Below are 19,356 nucleotides of genomic sequence, written 5' to 3'. Positions count from 1 at the left end.
ATTGTTTAGGAGCTAAATGCTATTTCTGAATCCATTTTAATTAATCAGAATAGTAAATAAAAAAATGGAACTCATCAAAATGTAGCCTGATATCTTTTGCTGTTTATTTTATAAATCAGATATTTTTTAATCTTAATAACTAAATCAATGCGAAAAATTTCAATATTTTTTCTTACTGTAATCTGCTTCCTGGTTAATTACACTCAGGCACAGAATACAGTTCCGATCTATAGTTTAATTCTCAAAGGAGGGCATGTGATCGATGCTAAGAATAACATCAATGAAATAATGGATGTTGCTATTCAGGATGGCAAAATTGCTAAAGTAGCAAAGGATATTAATCCAGGAACCGGGAAACAAATTGTTAATGCAAGCGGGATGTATGTTACACCCGGACTGATTGATTTACATACGCATGTTTTTTATGGTACAGAGCCAAATCATGCATATAGCAACGGAAGTAACTCGGTAATGCCAGATGGTTATACGTTTCGTGCTGGAGTTACAACAGTAGTTGATTGTGGAAGTGCAGGGTGGAAGTCATTTCCATTATTCAAAAAAAATGTAATTGACAGGTCACAAACCAGGGTATTGTCATTCCTTAATATTGTTGGCGAAGGAATGAGAGGCCGGGATGATTTTGAGCAGGACATTAGTGATATGGATCCAAAAATGTCAGCTAAAATTGCTCTGGAAAACAAGGATTATGTGGTAGGATTTAAACATGCTCATTTTGCTAAACCTGATTGGACTCCTATTAAAAAAGTTGTAGAAGCAGGTTCATTGGCTAATATGCCTGTTATCATAGATTTGGGTGGAAGTGAGCAGCCTGGTGGTAAAGTACTTCTTGACGATTTATTTTTCAAGTTGCTACGGCCAGGTGATATCTATACTCATACTTTCACAGACATTGCCAGAAGAGATCAGATTGTAGATCCAGCGACTAAACAATTAAAACCATATATCATTCCTGCACAAAAGAGAGGTATCGTGTTTGATGTTGGATTCGGTGGAGCTGCTTTTGACTTTAGTCAAGCTATTCCAGCAATTAAAGCTGGATTTTATCCAAACACGATGAGTACAGATCTTCATACCGGTAGTATGAACAGTGCAATGAAAGATATGCTTAATGTGTTATCTACCTTTCTGGCTATAGGTATGGATGTTCAGGGAGTAATTGCCCGCAGTACCTGGGCTCCGGCTCAAGTTATCAAACGAGAAGAGCTTGGTAACCTTTCTGTTGGTTCAGTAGCTGATATTGCTGTATTAAATTTACGCGATGGGAAGTTTAGTTTTAGAGATGTTGCAAATAAAAGGCAGGAAGGGACAAAGAGATTCGAATGCGAAATGACTGTCAGAGGAGGGAAAATAGTGTATGACCTTAATGCAATAGCTGGAAATGTAAATAGCTCTAAATGAGTGTGGTGCACACTGAAATTACTAAATGCTAATTTGAATTAATTTAATAGATTTAATATGAAAAAAATATTCTTCCTGTTTCTTTATCTAGGAATTTTAATAGGATTTGCCCAAGCTCAAACCAGGTATGATATCCTTATCAAAGGCGGCCATGTTGTTGATGCAAAAAATAATATCAACGAATTAATGGATGTTGCCATTCAGGATGGGAAGGTTGCTGCTGTTGCAAAAAATATTAACCCAAGTTTGTCTAAACAAGTCGTAGATGCAAAGGGAATGTATGTGTCTCCCGGATTTATTGATTTGCATAGCCACGTTTTTGCCGGAACCGAAATTAACCGTGCTTTAAGTAATGGCGATTTGGCTGTAGCACCTGATGGATTCACATTCAGATCCGGAGTAACTACTGTTGTTGACTGTGGTGATGCCGGTTGGAAATCTTTCCCAACATTTAAAAGAAATATCATCGATAAATCAAAAACAAGGGTTTTGACTTTTTTGAATATTGTAGGCGAAGGTATGAGGGGACGTGCTGATTATGAGCAGAATATAAATGATATGGATGCTAAAATGGCTGCAAATACAGCTATTGAATTTAAGGAACATATTGTAGGATTTAAGCTTGCCCATTTCAATACATTTTCATGGGTTCCGGTTCAGCGGGTAGTTGAAGCAGGTAAACTGGCTAATGTGCCTGTTATTATAGACTTAGGTTATCCACTTCCTCTTGAAGAACTATTTTTCAAGTACTTGCGTCCTGGTGATATTTATACTCATGTTTTTACAGAAGCTAGCAGAAGAGAGCCGGTTACCGATGCGAAAACCAAACAATTGAGGTCATTTATGATTCCTGCTCAAAAGAGAGGAATTCTATTTGATGTAGGTTTCGGTGGGGGTAGCTTTAATTTTAATCAGGCTATACCAGCCATTAAGGCCGGGTTTATTCCAAATACAATAAGCACCGATCTTCATACAGGCAGTATGAATGCAGGTATGAAAGATCAGATAAATGTGATGTCAACTTTCCTTGCAATTGGTTTGGATATTCCAGGAGTAATTACTCGTAGTACCTGGGCACCTGCCAAGGCTATCAAGCGGGAAGAATTAGGTAATCTTTCTGTTGGGGCAATTGCCGATCTGGCACTTGTTTCAGTTAGAAATGGAAACTTTGGTTTTAGGGATGCTGATGGATTCAGAATTGAAGGCAAACAAAGACTGGAATGTGAAATGACCATTAAAGGAGGAAAGATAGTTTATGAACTTAACTCGATCACAAAAACTAATCTCTGATATTCATTTATAAATCCTGGAGATCTTATCCGCAAACTGAAGAATAAGACAAAAATGCCTGAATATTCTCATTTCTTAAGTACAAGTACAACTGGATTGGAAAATATTCTTTACAAAATGAAAAATTTCATCAAAAACGATAACATCTAAGTAATAAACATGATGAAATCAAATTAGTCAATTAAACAGTTTTAACTCATTTAAGCATGTATATAATTAGCCTTTCCATATTTTTTAAGCTGATAAACATGGTAAAAATAAAACCTATTTTTTCTTTATGAAACGCGTAGTATCCCATCTTTCTTTTCAGGTATTGTTGGCTATAGTTATTGGCGTCCTTGTTGGTTTGAATTATCCTGGTTTTGCCCCAACCGCAAAATTGATTAGTCAAACCTTCATCAATATGATCAGTATGATCATAGCACCTATTGTTTTTTTAACCATTGTGCTTGGAATTGCACAAATGGGTGACATGAAAAAGGTAGGAAGAGTAGGAGGTAAGGCACTCATCTATTTTGAATTGGTAACAACACTTGCCATTATTATTGGGTTATTGGTTGCAAATATATTTCAACCCGGAAAGGGTTTTGATCTTTCAACTGTGAATGTTGATGGTTCAAAAGTGAAAATTTATCAGGAGAGTGCAGAGAGCATAAATTGGGGCGAGTTTTTATCTCATATTGTATCTAAAAATATCTTTGACTCCTTTGCTAAGGGTGATATACTTCAAATACTATTCTTTGCAATACTCTTCGGTTTTGGTTTGAGCAGAATGGGCCCATCAGGTACTTCACTGATAAATACATTTGAAAAACTGTCTAAAGTGTTTTTTAATATCATGAAAGTAATCATGATGTTGGCTCCATTCGGTGCATTTGGTGGTATGGCTTACACAATAGGTGTTTATGGCCTTGAAACACTATATCCCTTGGGTAAGCTGATGATTGCTGTATATATGACCATGGCTGTATTTATTTTTGGTGTTCTGAACCTCATTTGCTATTTGTATAAATTCAGCTTATGGCAATATCTTAAATTCATTCGTCAGGAAATAGTCATTGTACTTGGAACATCTTCTTCTGAGTCTGTTCTTCCAAGTATGATGTTAAAAATGGAAAAACTGGGCTGCTCTAAGTCAGTTGTAGGGCTGGTTATTCCAACGGGATATTCATTTAATCAGGACGGTACATCTATTTATCTTTCTATGGCTGTGATTTTTTTATCCCAGGTGTTTAATGTTAATCTTTCATTGGGGCAGCAGGTCACAGTAATTGGTGTTTTAATGATTACTTCCAAAGGTGTTGCAGGTGTAACAGGGACTGGATTTATAGTACTGGCCTCGTCATTAGCTGCTTTGAAAATCCTTCCGGTAGAAAGTATTGCAATACTGTTAGGAGTCGATAGGTTCATGTCTGAGGCAAGGTCAATCACAAATATGATTGGTAATGGCATTGCAACCATTGTAATAGCCAAAAGTGAAAATGAGTTTGATCAGGCAGAATTCAACAAAAATACAAAACCTGAAATGGCTGACCTATTATAACATTAGTGAGTTCAGGACTCGTGCACAATATTATTATTAGAGGATAATTTTAAATTTTTAAATTAAAAAATCATGAATAATTTAACTCCAGATGAAAATTTTGCTCAAACTGGAATGAGTTTGCCTCCAACTCCACAACCTATTGGTGTTTATATAACATTCCTTATCGTTGGACAATTTTTGTATGTTTCTGGCCATGGACCAATTCAGAATGATGGAACCCTAACCAAGGGAAAACTTGGTCAGGATTTGGATATTGATGAAGGCAAGTTGGCAGCTCAACAAGTGGGCCTTAATATTTTATCCACAATTAAAGCAAATATGGGAACGTTTAACAAAGTTAAACGTGTAATTAAAACTTTGGGTATGGTGAATTGTACTCCGGATTTTGAAAAACATCCCTATGTAATAAATGGCTGCAGTGAACTTTTTGCCAAGGTTTGGGGAACTGAAAATGGGATTGGTGTTAGAAGTGCTGTAGGTTTCAACTCTTTACCTAATAATAAGCCTGTTGAGATTGAAGTAATCTTTGAACTGGAATCCCTGTAATGTTTATTATTTATTAATCTTACAATCTTACTTTGGGTACTTTAAGTATAATATAGAAATTTAATGAATTTTTAATGGAACAAGTGGTTTATTAAAGTATTTAGGTTAATCTTTTGTGAAGATTAATAGTTACTTATTACACATAAGTATTTATCTTGTTTGCAAAAAGTACCAATGCATCAATTCATCAAACCCAAGCTTTTTGGACATGCCAAAAATCACTTTCAAAAGGTAAAAGATCTCGTAAGGTATTGTTCTTATGATCAGCCTTATGATAAAAGTGAGGTTATTTGGCTATATGGTCAAAAACGCGAACTGGTTGATTTATTTAATGCATATAAAATTCCTCAAATTTACCATGCTGACATTGCTGCCAACCTGGTTTGTAAAAGTTGTGGGAATCATGACTTCGATCTGCATTCTTACATAGGAACAGAAGATGAAAAAGACAATCAAATTCATATCAAATTAGTTGAGGCTGACAGAAAATTCAAAAGGAAGATTATTGATCTTCAGGAATACATTAAATTTTACCCTTCATTGGTTTTGGATAATCCCCTTGCTAGAAAAATTCAAAAGGAAATTGAAAGCCAGACCTTGCCAACATGTGTTTTAGAGAAATTTGATTGTTTCAGAAGTAGAATTGTTGGAGATGCAAAGGTTTTTAATAGTGTTGATCTTGGTGCGCCAGACGTTGGAATAGCAAGAATTGGGAGGTATAATCATCCCGGTCAAAGCGTGCTTTATGTGTCTGAAAGCCGTGATTGCTCAGTTGCAGAGATATTGGATGACTATCATCAGCCAGCTTTAATTTGGGTTCAAAAATATCATATTGATAGGATTACAAATATTCTTGACCTTAAAATTGATTGGGGAGGATTTTTGAATTTTGAAAGTGTATTATTTACTGCACTGCTTAATAATAATGTGCTCGAACGGAGGATGTCAAAGGATAATTCAACCTGGAAGCCCGGTTATTTACTTACTAATTTTGTTGCAGACTGCGCTAAAAAGGCTCAATATAGTGGAATAAGGTATAATTCCAGTAAGTATAGCGATTCTAATATTGTGTTATTTGACCCTAAACACAATTCAATACAGGCGGTGGATAAACCAGAAGTATTTATCCATGATCCCCAACCACCAGTGGTTAGATAGTGAACAATAAAACCCATTCGATTATCATATCCTTTTATTTATTCTTGAATTATTTTTTGTAAAGGCATAAATTCTGTGGCATTTCCGCACCATAGACATTCGTCGGAATGTCTATGGTGGTTTTTTATTGAAAAATTAAAAATTTTGGAATTTTAGCCTGAAATCCCGGATGTTCGAAATTTCTTGTTGAACAAACCTGGTACCCTGAATGGAATTCCAATTTTATGTCTGATGAATGCCGTAAAAAATCGGGAATTTAATTGATTTTTAATATTTATTAGGTTCATTATCAGGATAATCTTATCTTTTTACTTGAAATGAAATTTATTAAATGAAGAAATCTGATCTAACAAATCCTGCATTAAAAATGCATGAAAATGGTACTGAATTGAATGAAGAAATAGTGGCCAATAAGGCAGTAAATGATGGTGATCTGAAGATCTTAGATCCGATCAAGCGCCGTAAGTTTTTAGGGATGGGCCTCCTTGGTTTTGCAGGTTTGACATTGCCAGTTAGTTCAAAGGCTGAAGGCCAAATTGCATTGAAGAATTTTATAAATGAATCTATTCCAATTTCTGATAAAACTACCAGTCAAACAGACGGATTCGATGACAAAATTAAATTACTTCAGGAAGCCTGGGCAAAGAAAGACTTCAGGACAGCAAGAGCAATAACTGATTCAATTCGCATTTCACAGATCCAGGCGCAGGCAGAGGAAGAAAATTTTGGTATGCCGCTCATTGGAGCAAATCAGTTTGGAACTGTGGCATCGCTACATCCAGCCTTGAAAACCTGGGCCAATGGCTGGAAATATTATAAAGTAGTAAGCCTTGAAGAAAAAGTTGGAATTCAGCGTAAAGCAGAGCCTGTAGAGGTCTTACTTAGTTTTCAATCATCACAAACGGCCTCTCTGGCACGTGAGATCCGCGTAGCTGAAATAATTGATGGTGTATTGACTGAAGTGATCTCTCAGGTGTTTTCAGAGATTCGCAGAGGCTCAGAAAAGATCTGTAAACTTCTTTTTCTGGCCGATAATAAGGGAAAAGAAAAGAAAAGCTACCTTATTTTTTATGGTAATCTTGATGCGGAATTGCCAAATTATCAATCTGATCTCAAAGTTACTGGAGAAGGATATGGACTTGATATTGAAAATGAATATTTCACGGCTTATCTCTCCAAACAAACTGGACAATTAGCCCGCCTTATTCTTAAGCGCGAACATGGTCTGGAGATCTACTCAGGAGGCCAGGGTCACGGTGAACCTGCCGGAATTGATTGGGCACATGATTATGTTTCTGAAGAGGGGGTACAAAAAATGCGAATTTCTCTGTGGGGTGAATGCCCTGATTATGAGGTAGTAAGAGGGCCCATTTGCACGATCATTCGCCGCTGGGGTTTCCCATATTCCCCTGTTCACCCCTTGTTTTCTCCGGCAAGAATGAATATGGATATTGAATACCGCTTTTATGCGGGTTTGCCTTACTTCCATAAGTTCGGACATATGACTGCCGTTAAGCAATTTGCTCCTGCTGCATTGAGAGATGATGAATGGGTAATTACCGGCCAGTCATTCAATGAAATGTTATGGATGGGACCCGATGAAAAATTGAAAATGGGCGAGGTTCCTAAAGAATCTGCTGAAAAACTTTGGGGAATAGGTTTTTTCAATAAAGATACCAAAGATTCATTTTTCGGTTTGTTTCTGGAGCATTATGCTGAAGGTCTGCCAGAATTAAGCCATAACGGATCACCCAATTTATATTATAAATGGCATGGGCAGATCTGGAGCCGCTATCCTGTTCCGAAGGATATAAAAATCATCCCGAAAGGAGCTGTGCTTCATCAGAAAAACGCCTATGTAACCATTCCATTTACTGCTCAGGACGGACCAGCTCAGATCGAAAGTTTAAGGAAAGAACTGTTGAATCCATTAGCGGCTTCAGGAGCTGAATTACAGAAAAATGTAATCGTCAAAGATAGTACACGTCGTTTAGCCCGCTCAGGAGAGGCTCAGGACAGTCCGATTTCAAAAGCCTTATTATGGAAAGCTCTGGGAGATGTTAAAGACCCTCAGTTATACAAAGCAGATATTAGTGTGGTAGATCTTGGCTTGATCTATGATATTTCTGTTCGCGGTGGAACAGTGAAAATACTAATGGCGATGCCTCATCGCGGTCGTCCTCTGGGGACCTATTTTACCCATGGTTCCAATGTTGTCCATGCAACAGTTTCAAAAACAATACTAGAAGCATTGTATGAAGTTCCAGGCGTCAGAAAGGTGGTAATGGAGCAAACATGGCATCCAGAATGGAGTTCCAATTTGCTTACCGATGATGGAAGACGGAAGCTTGGATTGTGATCATGTATGCTGTGATTTCCTTTAATGTTTGCCTTCGTATTTTGTCTCAAACTTTGGGATAATATGTCTGATTTAAGTTCTGAGTTGATGATCATCTTTGCTATGACCATGGCAGTAAGTGTTTCGGAAGCTATTTTTCATAATGGCTGTTATAAAGGGGCTGGTCATCTTTGAAGGCAAGAAAAACTTCTCTTTTATTTTTGCTATTATGGAATTAACCGTAATTTCCGCTCAGTTTGTAACTTCTGCCCGTATGGTTGGGGGTAAACTTAGTTTTACCCTTGCAGTACATAAGGTATGGAGCACAAATATTATTACTTTGGTTGTTGACCTGTTTCCAAGGCAGGCTTCAGTTCCTTTACTGGAATCTGAGCAATGTCCGGTGCAATAGGAGGGATGATATTTCCCCTCCTTGTAGGGTATATATTGGATAGCTATAAAGCTGCAGGGAATTTAGTTGGAGGTTATAGTCTATTGTTCATTATTTGTGGTTTAACGTTTCTGGTAACATATACGATCATTCAATTGCTGTGAAGAAAATAAGATACTTTAATCCTGAATGAATTGATCGAATTAAATTATTAATAAAAGAAGATTTAGAATAGTCATTAATGAAAATTGAATTTAAAGATCAGATTGGAATTATAACCGGAGCAGCCTCCGGTTTAGGTCAGGCCATTGCCTTGAATTTATCGGGCAAAGGTGTTAAACTAGCCTTGTTTGACAGGGATAAAAGCGGATTGGAAAAAACCCAAAGTCAGTTAACGTCTGATTCAGAGATCTATCCTTTAGATATTACTATTGAAGCAGATGTAGAATCGGCAATAAATAAAGTAAATGAACAATTTGGCCGTGTGGATATACTGGTTAATTGTGCCGGAATAGCCGGAAAAACGAATATTTTGAGCCATGAGGTCGAAGCCGATAATATGCGCTTTGTATTTGATGTGAATTTTATGGGATCATTTTATACCTCCAAATATGCAATTCCATTCATGCTTAAAAACCATTATGGACGAGTGCTGCATATTGCATCTATTTCCGGTAAAGAAGGAAATGCCGGTATGCTTGCTTATTCAGCTTCTAAAGCAGCGGTTATCGGTATGACCAAGGTTCAGGGTAAAGAATATGCAGAGAATGGAATTACTGTTAATGCATTAGCTCCTGCAGTTATCAGAACAGCAATGGTGGAAGCTTTGCCTGAACAGCAGGTTAAATACATGACTGATAAAATTCCAATGAAACGCTGTGGCTCATTGGAAGAGGCAGCCAATACCGCAGCATTTATTGTATCTCCTGAGGCTAGTTTTTCTACAGCTTTCACTTTTGATCTTTCAGGTGGAAGAGCAACTTATTGATATTAACCATGAAGAAAATTAATTAACTATATTTTAAATAAAAAACAAATAAAAATGGCCAAGAGACACATTTTTCATCCTGAACAAAAGGACAAGGATTTTGTAATAGGTGCATATTCTGATGCAATTGAAGTTGATGGTACTGTTTACTTGAGCGGACAGGGACCAGTAGATTTTGCCACCGGCACTTTTGTTCGGGGAACTATAGAGGAGGAGACTCTTCAAACTCTGCACAACATTAAATGCCTTATTGAGGCTGCAGGCGGTACTTTAGACGATATCGTGAAATGTTCTGTACACCTTGCTGATATTAAAGACTGGGACAGATACAATAAGGTTTATTCTGAGTTTTTCACCGGAGTTCGTCCGGCCCGTATCACTGTTCAATCAGGATTAGGTTTTGGTATCAAGATAGAACTTGATGCAATTGCAGTGCTTTCTAAATAACATTAATAAATAGCAGGGTATTTCAGGATTTTACCTGAATACCCTGCTATTATACTTTATCCTAAATTTTGAATCATGTTCCAGTACCTCTTATCGTTGTTATTGTTTCTTTTGTAAATCACAATGACTTTGTGGGAACATTAAGCTTGATCAAAAGTTCCTTTGCAAAAGTAAATGAAGTGATCCAATTGGTTAATTTACTCCTCTGATTTGTTTTTCAAGGCCATTAAAAGGGTATAAGCTCCTTTAATAACTATTTGTTTCCCATTGAACTTATCTTTGTTGATTACTTCAATGAATCCGTTCTCGCTTGTTCCGGTCTCGACAGGAACCATTTCAAACTCTTTAGTAGTTTTTTGAACGAAAACGTAGCCTATCCCTTCGAAATTGACAATGGCCTCTTCTGCAATAGCAAGTGTCTTATTGCTTTTTACTTCAATTTCTGCATTCATATACATGCCCGGAGCCAGACTTTTATCTGCATTTTCAAAATGGCAATGAACTTCTGCAGTTCTTTCAGATGAAAGATCTCTGCTGATCAGACTGATCTCTCCTGCATATTTTTTATCAGGTTGGTTATTGGTATAAGCAACTAACTTTTGACCCAAGGAAAGCTTATTGAGATCTTTTTCGAATATTTTTAGGTTTAAATGTATGGAGGAAGGGTCGATAAGCTCAAAAAGCACATCAGATGGGTTGACGAATTTCCCAATATTGACATTGACCTTTGATACGAATCCATTGATCGGTGAATAAACCTGAATAGTTCTCGAAATATTGCTTTCAGAAATTGATCCCGGATTGATATTGATCATTCTTAATTTTTGATCCAAAGAGCTCAAAGAGATCCTCTGAGTATTATACTCCATCTGAATTTGCTGGAATACCTTATCACTGCTTGCCTTACTTGCATTTAATTCTTTTTGACGTTCAAATTCCGATTTGCTGAATGCCAACCTGGCTTTGGTAGTCAGGTAGTCTTGCTGAAGTTGAATATACTGCTGATCTTCCATCACCGCAATAACTTCACCCTTTCGAATTTGTAATCCTGGTAATAGTTTTGTTGATTTTAAATATCCACCTAAAGGAATACTTACAGATATCATGTTTTGGGGAGGTACATCAATAGTTCCGTTTGTTATTATCACAGATGATAATGCCTTTTCCTCAAGTTTTCCTAACACCAGTCCTGCAGATTTTAATTGTGCATCGCTGAGTGTAACTAAGTTTTCATTGGCATTAATACCCTCAGTTATTACTTCTTCTTTAGTACTTGTTCCGCATGCTGTAATCAGAAATGCGAAGGTTAATATGAATATATTTTTCATTAGAATATAAATTTTTATAATTAGGTTCCTGCTGAATAGTGCATCAGCATTTATGTTATTTTTCTTTAGAACTCAGGTAATTGAGATTGATAATACTTTCATTCAGCGATTTAATAATATCAAGATGGTTGTTTTGAATTACAATAGCCTGATTGTTTAACATCACCCATTCTAAATAATTTATTTCACCATTAATAAACTGTTTATCAGCTGTTTGTCTGATGATATTTGCCTCTGGCATAGAAAATTCCTCGTAATAAGTCAGAGCTGCCAGATAGGTTTCATATTGTGAACGTGCACTTTGATATTGTGTTTCCAACGTGCTTAGCTGAGTTTGGTAATTATTTTCCGCAATTTTTTCTGATAAAGCAGAGGCATTCACTCTTGCTTTTTGTGAAGAGGTGAATATCGGTATTCCGATCCCAATATAAGCTGATCCAAATCGCTTGGATGAAGGATAATATACATCATTTGCGCCCGTCCCTTTTATACTGGTATTGAAATATCCAAGGCTCAGATCAGGCAGAAATCTTGACTTTTCAAGTTTGGAATTTGCTGATGCAATTAATTTTTGTTGATCTGATATTTTCAGTAGGGGATGCCCGGCTAAAATTGGAGCATCCAGGGATGTGGATAGCTGCATTCTTGGCCTTATTTCCTCAGGTTCTGTTTTAATTCCTGTATTCAACACCAATTGAAATTGTAGTTTTGCCAATTCAATTTCCTCCTGCAATGATTTGAGCTGCAGAAAAATACCCCCTCTTTGGGTTTTAGCTGTTGCCCTTTCCAGAATATTACTTTCTCCGGTTTTGAAACGGAGTTCTGCTTTATTCAGAAAGCCAGAATAGATACTGTCTGCCTGAATCAAAAGCTTCTCTTTTTCGTTTAGGATTAGGATAGAATAAAAGATCTGTGTAACAGTTCGTCGGATCTCTGCTTCTTTCAATGAAATACTCAATACAGATGCTTTCCATTCTTCATTCAATAACTTCTTTTGATTGGAATAGACCGTTGGGAAACTGAAAGATTGAGATAATCCGAATCTAGTATCCGAATAGATACTATTGATCTGCCCAAATTCAGAACTCAGCGTCGCTTGTGGAATATTGGCAGATGATTTGATTAGTTTTTGCTGATATTCAGATTTTAACTGTTCATTTTTAAATCCTCTGTTATTTTTCAGGGCTGTATCAATTGCTGCCTGCAAACCTATCTTTTCCTGTGCATTTACGTTATTGAAACCTGTAAGACAAAGGATTAGCACAACAACTGCGATATGTTTGGAAGATTTTTTGTCTGCTGAACCTTCAAAAAGAATATAAAGGATTGGTAAAACAAACAGGGTAAGTAAAGTGGCGATCATTAATCCTCCGATCACAACAGTGGCCAGAGGTTTCTGAACCTCAGCTCCAGCACCACTGCTTAATGCCATAGGCAAAAATCCTAGTGAAGCCACAAATGCAGTCATCAATACCGGACGTAAACGGATCTTTGTGCCCATTAAAACAATTCTCCGGAGGTCGGTCTGGCCTGAATCCTTGAGTCTGTTAAATTCAGCTATAAGCACGATCCCGTTTAATACCGCAACTCCGAAAAGGGCAATAAATCCTATCCCGGCACTGATACTAAAAGGCATTCCTCTGAGTGCTAAAAAGTAAATCCCTCCAATTGCAGACAAGGGAATTGCTGTATAGATGATCAGACCCTGTTTTACTGAATTAAACGCAAAAAACAAGAGTATAAATATTAGTAGGAGGGAAACCGGCACGGCAATCATCAGCCTCTCTTTCGCCGCATTCAGATTTTCAAATGCTCCGCCATAGGTTACATAATAACCTGCAGGCAGGTTAATTCGTTCATTTACTTTCATTTGTAATTCATTAACTATACTTTGTACATCACGGCCACGAACATTAAATCCAACCACAATTCTGCGTTTTGCATCCTCACGTTGAATTTGGTTCGGTCCGTTTTTAATATCAACCTGTGCTAACTGGTTTAATGGAATATTTGTACCCTGAGGAGTTGGGATCAATAAATTTCTCACATCGTCCAGATTCTTTCGTTTATCTGTATTTAATCTGACCATCAGATCAAAGCGTTTTTCTCCTTCAAATACAAGGCCTGAGCTTTGTCCCGCGAATGCAGTATTCACTACCCTGTTGATATCAGCAATATTTAAATTGTATTGAGCGATCGCATCCCGGTTATATTCAATTACGATCTGTGGCATCCCGGTTACAGGCTCAACGAAAAGATCCTGACTGCCTTCAACTTCATTGACTATTTTACCTAGAGATTCTGCATAGTAAGCCAGTGTATCTAAGTTTTCACCGAATATTTTCAGTACAACATCCTGCCTTGCGCCAGTCATTAACTCGTTGAAACGCATTTGAACAGGATACTGGAAGCCAGCTGTAATACCTGGTACATCCTCTAACGCCTTACCCATTTTTGCAGCCATTTCATCAAATGTTTTTGCAGTGGTCCATTCACTTTTATCTTTCATGATCACCATCATATCACTCGCCTCCATTGGCATCGGATCGGTTGGAACTTCACCGCTTCCAATTTTTGTGACCACCTTAATTACTTCCGGAAATTGTGTTTTAAGAATATGGGCAGCTTTTGTCGTGCTTTCAATAGTTGTATTTAGGTTACTTCCTGTCAAAACCCGTGTATCAACAGCAAAATCACCTTCTTCTAATGCCGGAATAAATTCACCGCCTAAATTTGAAAGTACCACCAGGGCCATAATGAAAAGTGCTACAACTGTTCCCAAAACCATTTTAGGGAATCTTAATACCCTTGAAAGCTGATGCTGGTAAAAAGCCTCAACTTTGAACATGATCTTATCTGACAAATTGGGCTCATGTTTTATCTTTTTACTTAAAAACCATGCACTCATCATTGGGATATAGGTTAATGAAAGGATAAATGCTCCTAATAGTGCAAATGCAACTGTCTGCGCCATTGGTTTAAACATTTTACCTTCTATTCCTTGCAGCGTAAAGATTGGCAGGTAAACGATTAAAATGATGATCTGGCCAAACACTGCACTGTTCATCATTTTACTGGCTGATTTTTTAACTTCTCCATCCATGTCAGATTGAGACAGGCGATTTACCAATCCGAATTTTTTGCTGTGCGACAGCTGATGCATGACCGCTTCTACAATAATGACTGCCCCGTCAACTATCAATCCGAAATCCAATGCGCCTAAGCTCATCAGATTACCACTAACCTTGAAGAGATTCATCAGAATTATGGCAAAAAGCATAGCCAGAGGTATTACAGAAGCTACCAATAAACCCGCCCTGAAATTGCCAAGAAATAATACCAGAATAAATACCACGATCAGAGCCCCCTCTATCAGGTTTTTCTCCACTGTGAATATGGCATTGTTAACCATTTTTGTCCGGTCAAGAAATGGCTCAATGATCACTCCTTCAGGCAATGTTTTTTGAATTAATTCAATTCTTTCTTTTACGTTTTTAATGACCTCGCTGCTGTTCGCATCTTTAAGCATCATCACCACAGCCCCTGAAACTTCGCCCTTATCATTATAGGTCATTGCTCCATACCTGGTTGCATAGCCAATATTGATTTGTGCTACATCACGAATAAAGACAGGAGTGCCATTTTCACTGCTTTTGATATTGATTTTTTCAATATCTGAAGTGTTTCCAATCAATCCTTCAGACCTGACAAATAGAACGGTGGGTCCCTTTTCAATATAGGCACCGCCCGTATTCTGATTGTTTCGTTCTAAAGCAGTGAAAACATCATTGATCGTAATATTAAAGGATTGAAGTTTGTTTGGATCAATAGAAATTTCATATTGTTTTAATTTTCCGCCAAAACTACTGACCTCAGCAACTCCCTTAACACCAAGCAATTGTCGTCTTACTATCCAATCCTGTATAGTTCTTAACTCTGTGGCATCGTATTTAGCCTCATAGCCATCTTTTGGCCTCACAACGTATTGATAGATCTCGCCTAAACCGGTCGAAATCGGCCCTAACTCCGGAGTTCCTATTCCTGGAGGTATCTCTGTCTGAACTTTTTGAAGTCGTTCGGCAACCTGCTGCCTTGCCCAGTAAATATCAATCCCATCTTCAAAAACGATGGTAACCAATGATAATCCAAACCGGGAGAAGCTTCGGATCTCTTTAAGCCCCTTAATATTACTGTTCGCCTGCTCTATTGGAAAGGTAACCAGTCTTTCAATATCTGTTGCTCCAAATGAGGGGGCTACCGTGATCACCTGAACCTGGTTGTTGGTAATGTCGGGTACTGCATCGATAGGTAGTTTGGTTGCCTGATAAGAACCATAGACAATCAATCCTATCACAAATAGCCCGATAATGAGTTTATTCTTTACAGAAAACTCTATAATAGCATTTAGCATAAAATTTTAATTTAACAATTTACCTGAATAAATAGTGTATTGCCTGGATAAAACGAATGTTTACCAGATTTCAAACATTTAAAAATTGTTTAACAGGACTGTGGCGGCTGCCAAATGTTAGAAAGGAACGTAGAATTGAATTTCTGATCCTTTTGAATTATATAGGATTTCAACTCCCTTTCAAATGGATTGATCAGTTTAATAGAGGTGAAGTTTTGAATAAAAGATAAACTGAAAATATTCACAGATCCCTCATTCGACTTAAAAGGCAATCGCATATCCTTATCATGATCAGCATATTTCACATCATTATTTGTGTAATGCATGATCATAAAACTCCATAGGGTAGTGCCCTCATTTAATGATTTGTGTTCATTGAAATGCTCCAGAAGCAAAGGCAATTTCAGCATCTGGTAAAACTCTGTTGAAGAGATCAGATAAGCAGAAAGAAGCAATATGGAAAGCATTTTTTTCACTTGATAAAAGTACGAAAATATTACCTGAATTTCAGATTATTAATCTTTACGATAAGGTATTTCTTGAAAAAGGAATAAAAACTTAATTCAATATAATTATTCAGGCTTAATTCCTTCTGGTACTTTGCTTTTTAAACTTTCCATTCTGGATTTTAACTCATCTGCTTTAATTCCATTTCCTTCTGATTCATAAATGATGATGAGTTTTTTGAGTGCTTTAAAATTATAAGGATTATGGTTTACAGACTTTTCATAACTTTCAAGAGTCCCTGATTTATCAGATTGCGACTCCGAAATAAGTCCCTTAGTATAAAAGTAATCTGAAATGAAAAAGGAGTCACCTTTTGGGACTGTTGCTTGAAATACTTCTTTGGCAACCAGGGGATTCCTGCTTGAATTCAATAATCGCACAAATCGTAACTTATCAGTCTCCCTGAGATTTTTTAAACTATTTTTATATAGAGCCCTAACATACAAATCGGTGCTATCCTTTTTGCCCAGTGCATGGTAGAAATCTGCAATCCTTAAGTTAAAATCTGCTCTTGAATTTCCAGATGCAGCAAGAATTCGCTGTGCTTCCTTGATGGTTGAAATAGCCATGTCATACTGCCTGTTTTCAAACAGTGCATCTGCATACATGTTCCTGTATTCATAGTTCTGAGGCTTCTGCTCAACAAGGTTCTTCAATATATTCACAGACCCGGAATCGCCTGATCCAGATCTTAATACAGCTGAAAATGCAATGGCATCATTCCTTTGGTCTCTCAAATAAGTTGAAATAATTGCGCCGTTTTTACCGTATTGGTCGGCACTCTCAATGGCTTCAGCGATCATGCCATTGCTTTTATACATTTCTCTCAGGGCTCTGTTGATATCCGCCAGCTCCTGATAATCATCTTCAAGTCCAAAGGCTTTATTCAAAAACTTTGCTTGTTCTTGTACAGCACTTTTCTGGTCAATATCATTTGCCGCTTGCTGTGCAGCCCGGAGTTCTGAATAGGCAACATAAACAGGGGCGTAGCCGGACTTGATCGCTTCTGCTTTTTTTATCCATTCTTCTGCTGATCTGAAATTTTTTGCCTCCAGATTTAATGTAGCTTCAGCAAGGTAGACTGGCAGGTATTTTTGATCAAATTGCAAGGCGGTATCCAGATATGCGAATCCAAGTTCCTTATTTCGTTGCTTAACACTGTTGCTCAGATTCAGATAGATTTGAGACCAATTACTGGCCATTGCTTGTTTGTCTCCTGCCAGATAAGCTCTTTCTTTCTTAACAAGCTGATCGATAAATCGGTACATTTCCGGATCCTTGTTTTTAAGATCTGAAGTAGTATTCATTGATTTGAAATCAAGAGGATGTACTTTTACAGGTTCAAAATAGGCTGGGTAGGTCTGGGCAAAATATTCACTTTCATTATTCTGGGAGTAGTAATCAAGTGTGCGTTTCTCCTTCATGGCTTTATAATACAAAGCTCTGATGGACCGGTTTTCAGAATCTGTTAACACACGGCCGTGAAACAGGTGAACATATTCATGAAGGATCACATTTCGCTCCATAAATGCCCCCCGTTCTACGTATTCAATAGCTGCAGCACCACTTCCAACTCCCCGGATATCCATCCATTGTCTGTTATCAAAAGTGGTCATGTACCGGAAAGAAGGGGAATTCATGGTCATGGCCAGATCTTTATGAAGAGGCGGAATGCGGAATGAATTGTTTTGTTTTGATAAAAATGGAAAATAAACCACTGAGGTAAACAATTGATTCCAGGCCATTGCTTTTATTGTTTCCCCGGGATAATAACTTACATCAGGAAAAACCTTTTGAAAGTTATCGATATCACTAATCTTTGTGTTGTTTAGCTCATTTGTAATAGAATCAAAGGTTGAAAGATATTCAATGCGCTTTGACTTAATTACTGCTGACAAGCCATTGTGAGCGGGTCCATAGTGCTTTTTTCTCTCCAGTATCTCTCTGAAAATATGTTCAGCTGAGTCCAGGCGGGTTTTCCTGTCAATATCATAGGCAATATAATATAGCGAAGCTTTGTGTAATCGTGGTAATACCGATGCAGGGTATTGCTTCTCTGTTTTATTTATTAATTCAATTGCCTGGGGTATTTGTTTCTCCCGTACCAGATCATCACTCTTTACTAAGGCTTTCCGAACCAGATCATCATCCTTTTCAGCATAATCAGCATAAGTTAAATTGGTGTGCCCATTTCCCCAATGCCAATGGGTTTGATAATGTAATGGATTAATGGTTAATGCCAGTTCCCATTGTGCGGCCATTGCATTCAATTGCCGGGCATCAATCCTTCTCCAAATGGCATAGCCATAACTGAAACGGGCATCGGCATTAAACGGGTCTATTTCAAGTGATTTCCTCAGGGGAGATTCTGCAAGTTCGGGTTGCTGATCCCAGAAATAAACGTCCGCCTCAAGTAAATATGCTCCTGCACTTTTAGGATTTGTCTGCATGATGCTTTTGGCGATTGCGAGAGCATCCTTATATTTTTTTTGTAATAATTTTGCCCGTCCAAGCGTCAGTAGTAATTTTTCAGATGCTTTCTTTTTCAGAGCCTCCTCACAAATCACCACAGCTTTCTGTAACCGCCAGGCTTGAATTTCAAGACCTGCCTTCAATAATATTGCATGTTCGTTCCCTGATTGTTTATTTAGTACTTCATGGATCAGAACTTCCGCTATTTTAAATTCATTGTGTATAATGTGGTATTCAGCTAACAGGAGTTGATGTTCAACTGTTGTGGGTTTGAATCTATCAATTGCCAGGCTGGCCTCTTTCCACATTCCCAGTTCGATCATTCTTTGAATAAGCGGGACTTTGTTTTGCCGCGGATTTGATAGGTCGTTTAATAGATGTTTTTTGAGCGTATGCAATTGCTTTGTTGCCGATATTACACTATCAGGATTGATAACTTGCCCAAATGTAATCAGGGTATTCAGGCTCAGCAGGCAAACCAGATAAAAACTCATTATTTTCATAATTGCTCTGAT

At 37.5% G+C, this 19,356-nt stretch carries 13 protein-coding genes; 9 read left to right on the top strand and 4 right to left on the bottom strand.

The features are described from left to right. Positions 1-147: 147 nt before the first annotated feature. From BLR27_RS09240 to BLR27_RS09200, 9 genes are all read left to right on the top strand, one after another. Entirely contained in the window at positions 148-1,419 is a 1,272-nt protein-coding gene (locus BLR27_RS09240; protein ID WP_090704113.1) for an amidohydrolase/deacetylase family metallohydrolase, read from the top strand. A gap of 57 nt (positions 1,420-1,476) precedes the next feature. After that, entirely contained in the window at positions 1,477-2,709 is a 1,233-nt protein-coding gene (locus BLR27_RS09235; protein WP_090704111.1) for an amidohydrolase/deacetylase family metallohydrolase, read from the top strand. A gap of 277 nt (positions 2,710-2,986) precedes the next feature. After that, entirely contained in the window at positions 2,987-4,252 is a 1,266-nt protein-coding gene (gene dctA, locus BLR27_RS09230; protein ID WP_090704109.1) for a C4-dicarboxylate transporter DctA, read from the top strand. A 72-nt stretch (positions 4,253-4,324) separates the two neighbouring features. Continuing rightward, the gene (locus BLR27_RS09225) at positions 4,325-4,801 is read left to right on the top strand and encodes a RidA family protein (protein WP_090704108.1); all 477 of its coding nucleotides are present in this window, start codon (positions 4,325-4,327) and stop codon (positions 4,799-4,801) included. A 174-nt stretch (positions 4,802-4,975) separates the two neighbouring features. Continuing rightward, positions 4,976-5,959: an RES family NAD+ phosphorylase gene (locus BLR27_RS09220; protein ID WP_090704106.1), complete on the top strand. Its 984-nt coding sequence runs from the start codon at positions 4,976-4,978 to the stop codon at positions 5,957-5,959. 331 nt (positions 5,960-6,290) lie between these two features. Next, positions 6,291-8,318: a metal-sulfur cluster assembly factor gene (locus BLR27_RS09215; RefSeq protein WP_090704105.1), complete on the top strand. Its 2,028-nt coding sequence runs from the start codon at positions 6,291-6,293 to the stop codon at positions 8,316-8,318. A gap of 208 nt (positions 8,319-8,526) precedes the next feature. Continuing rightward, positions 8,527-8,709, top strand: a complete 183-nt coding sequence (locus BLR27_RS09210) for a hypothetical protein (RefSeq protein ID WP_143007720.1) — start codon at positions 8,527-8,529, stop codon at positions 8,707-8,709. Between the two features lie 220 nt (positions 8,710-8,929). Then, on the top strand, positions 8,930-9,676 hold the full coding sequence (locus BLR27_RS09205) for an SDR family NAD(P)-dependent oxidoreductase (RefSeq protein ID WP_090704101.1): 747 nt from the start codon (positions 8,930-8,932) through the stop codon (positions 9,674-9,676). A gap of 54 nt (positions 9,677-9,730) precedes the next feature. Continuing rightward, positions 9,731-10,123 carry a RidA family protein gene (locus tag BLR27_RS09200; RefSeq protein WP_090704100.1) on the top strand — a complete coding sequence of 131 codons (393 nt, stop codon included), beginning with the start codon at positions 9,731-9,733 and terminating at the stop codon, positions 10,121-10,123. A 197-nt stretch (positions 10,124-10,320) separates the two neighbouring features. Here the strand turns inward: BLR27_RS09200 and BLR27_RS09195 are convergent, their stop codons facing one another. The 4 genes from BLR27_RS09195 to BLR27_RS09180 all read right to left on the bottom strand — a co-directional run bounded on the left by BLR27_RS09195 (position 10,321) and on the right by BLR27_RS09180 (position 19,344). After that, on the bottom strand, positions 10,321-11,451 hold the full coding sequence (locus BLR27_RS09195) for an efflux RND transporter periplasmic adaptor subunit (protein WP_090704098.1): 1,131 nt from the start codon (positions 11,449-11,451) through the stop codon (positions 10,321-10,323). A gap of 55 nt (positions 11,452-11,506) precedes the next feature. Continuing rightward, the gene (locus tag BLR27_RS09190) at positions 11,507-15,862 is read right to left on the bottom strand and encodes a CusA/CzcA family heavy metal efflux RND transporter (protein ID WP_090704096.1); all 4,356 of its coding nucleotides are present in this window, start codon (positions 15,860-15,862) and stop codon (positions 11,507-11,509) included. Positions 15,863-15,951: 89 nt separating this feature from the next. Next, entirely contained in the window at positions 15,952-16,329 is a 378-nt protein-coding gene (locus BLR27_RS09185; RefSeq protein ID WP_090704094.1) for a hypothetical protein, read from the bottom strand. A 105-nt stretch (positions 16,330-16,434) separates the two neighbouring features. Next, a complete protein-coding gene (locus BLR27_RS09180) occupies positions 16,435-19,344 on the bottom strand; it encodes a hypothetical protein (protein WP_143007719.1) in 2,910 nt (969 codons plus the stop codon). Positions 19,345-19,356: the final 12 nt, after the last annotated feature.

It is taken from the genome of Daejeonella rubra, from assembly GCF_900103545.1.
GTDB lineage: Bacteria > Bacteroidota > Bacteroidia > Sphingobacteriales > Sphingobacteriaceae > Daejeonella > Daejeonella rubra.
The sequence above is the reverse complement of the archived record's forward strand: the minus strand, read 5'-3'. Positions and strand labels throughout refer to the sequence as shown.

Coding starts and splice junctions, on each gene's coding strand:
- BLR27_RS09240 (WP_090704113.1), top strand. CDS start 148: ATGCGAAAAATTTCAATATTTTTTCTTACTGTAATCTGCTTCCTGGTT.
- BLR27_RS09235 (WP_090704111.1), top strand. CDS start 1,477: ATGAAAAAAATATTCTTCCTGTTTCTTTATCTAGGAATTTTAATAGGA.
- dctA (WP_090704109.1), top strand. CDS start 2,987: ATGAAACGCGTAGTATCCCATCTTTCTTTTCAGGTATTGTTGGCTATA.
- BLR27_RS09225 (WP_090704108.1), top strand. CDS start 4,325: ATGAATAATTTAACTCCAGATGAAAATTTTGCTCAAACTGGAATGAGT.
- BLR27_RS09220 (WP_090704106.1), top strand. CDS start 4,976: ATGCATCAATTCATCAAACCCAAGCTTTTTGGACATGCCAAAAATCAC.
- BLR27_RS09215 (WP_090704105.1), top strand. CDS start 6,291: ATGAAGAAATCTGATCTAACAAATCCTGCATTAAAAATGCATGAAAAT.
- BLR27_RS09210 (WP_143007720.1), top strand. CDS start 8,527: ATGGAATTAACCGTAATTTCCGCTCAGTTTGTAACTTCTGCCCGTATG.
- BLR27_RS09205 (WP_090704101.1), top strand. CDS start 8,930: ATGAAAATTGAATTTAAAGATCAGATTGGAATTATAACCGGAGCAGCC.
- BLR27_RS09200 (WP_090704100.1), top strand. CDS start 9,731: ATGGCCAAGAGACACATTTTTCATCCTGAACAAAAGGACAAGGATTTT.
- BLR27_RS09195 (WP_090704098.1), bottom strand. CDS start 11,451: ATGAAAAATATATTCATATTAACCTTCGCATTTCTGATTACAGCATGC.
- BLR27_RS09190 (WP_090704096.1), bottom strand. CDS start 15,862: ATGCTAAATGCTATTATAGAGTTTTCTGTAAAGAATAAACTCATTATC.
- BLR27_RS09185 (WP_090704094.1), bottom strand. CDS start 16,329: ATGCTTTCCATATTGCTTCTTTCTGCTTATCTGATCTCTTCAACAGAG.
- BLR27_RS09180 (WP_143007719.1), bottom strand. CDS start 19,344: ATGAAAATAATGAGTTTTTATCTGGTTTGCCTGCTGAGCCTGAATACC.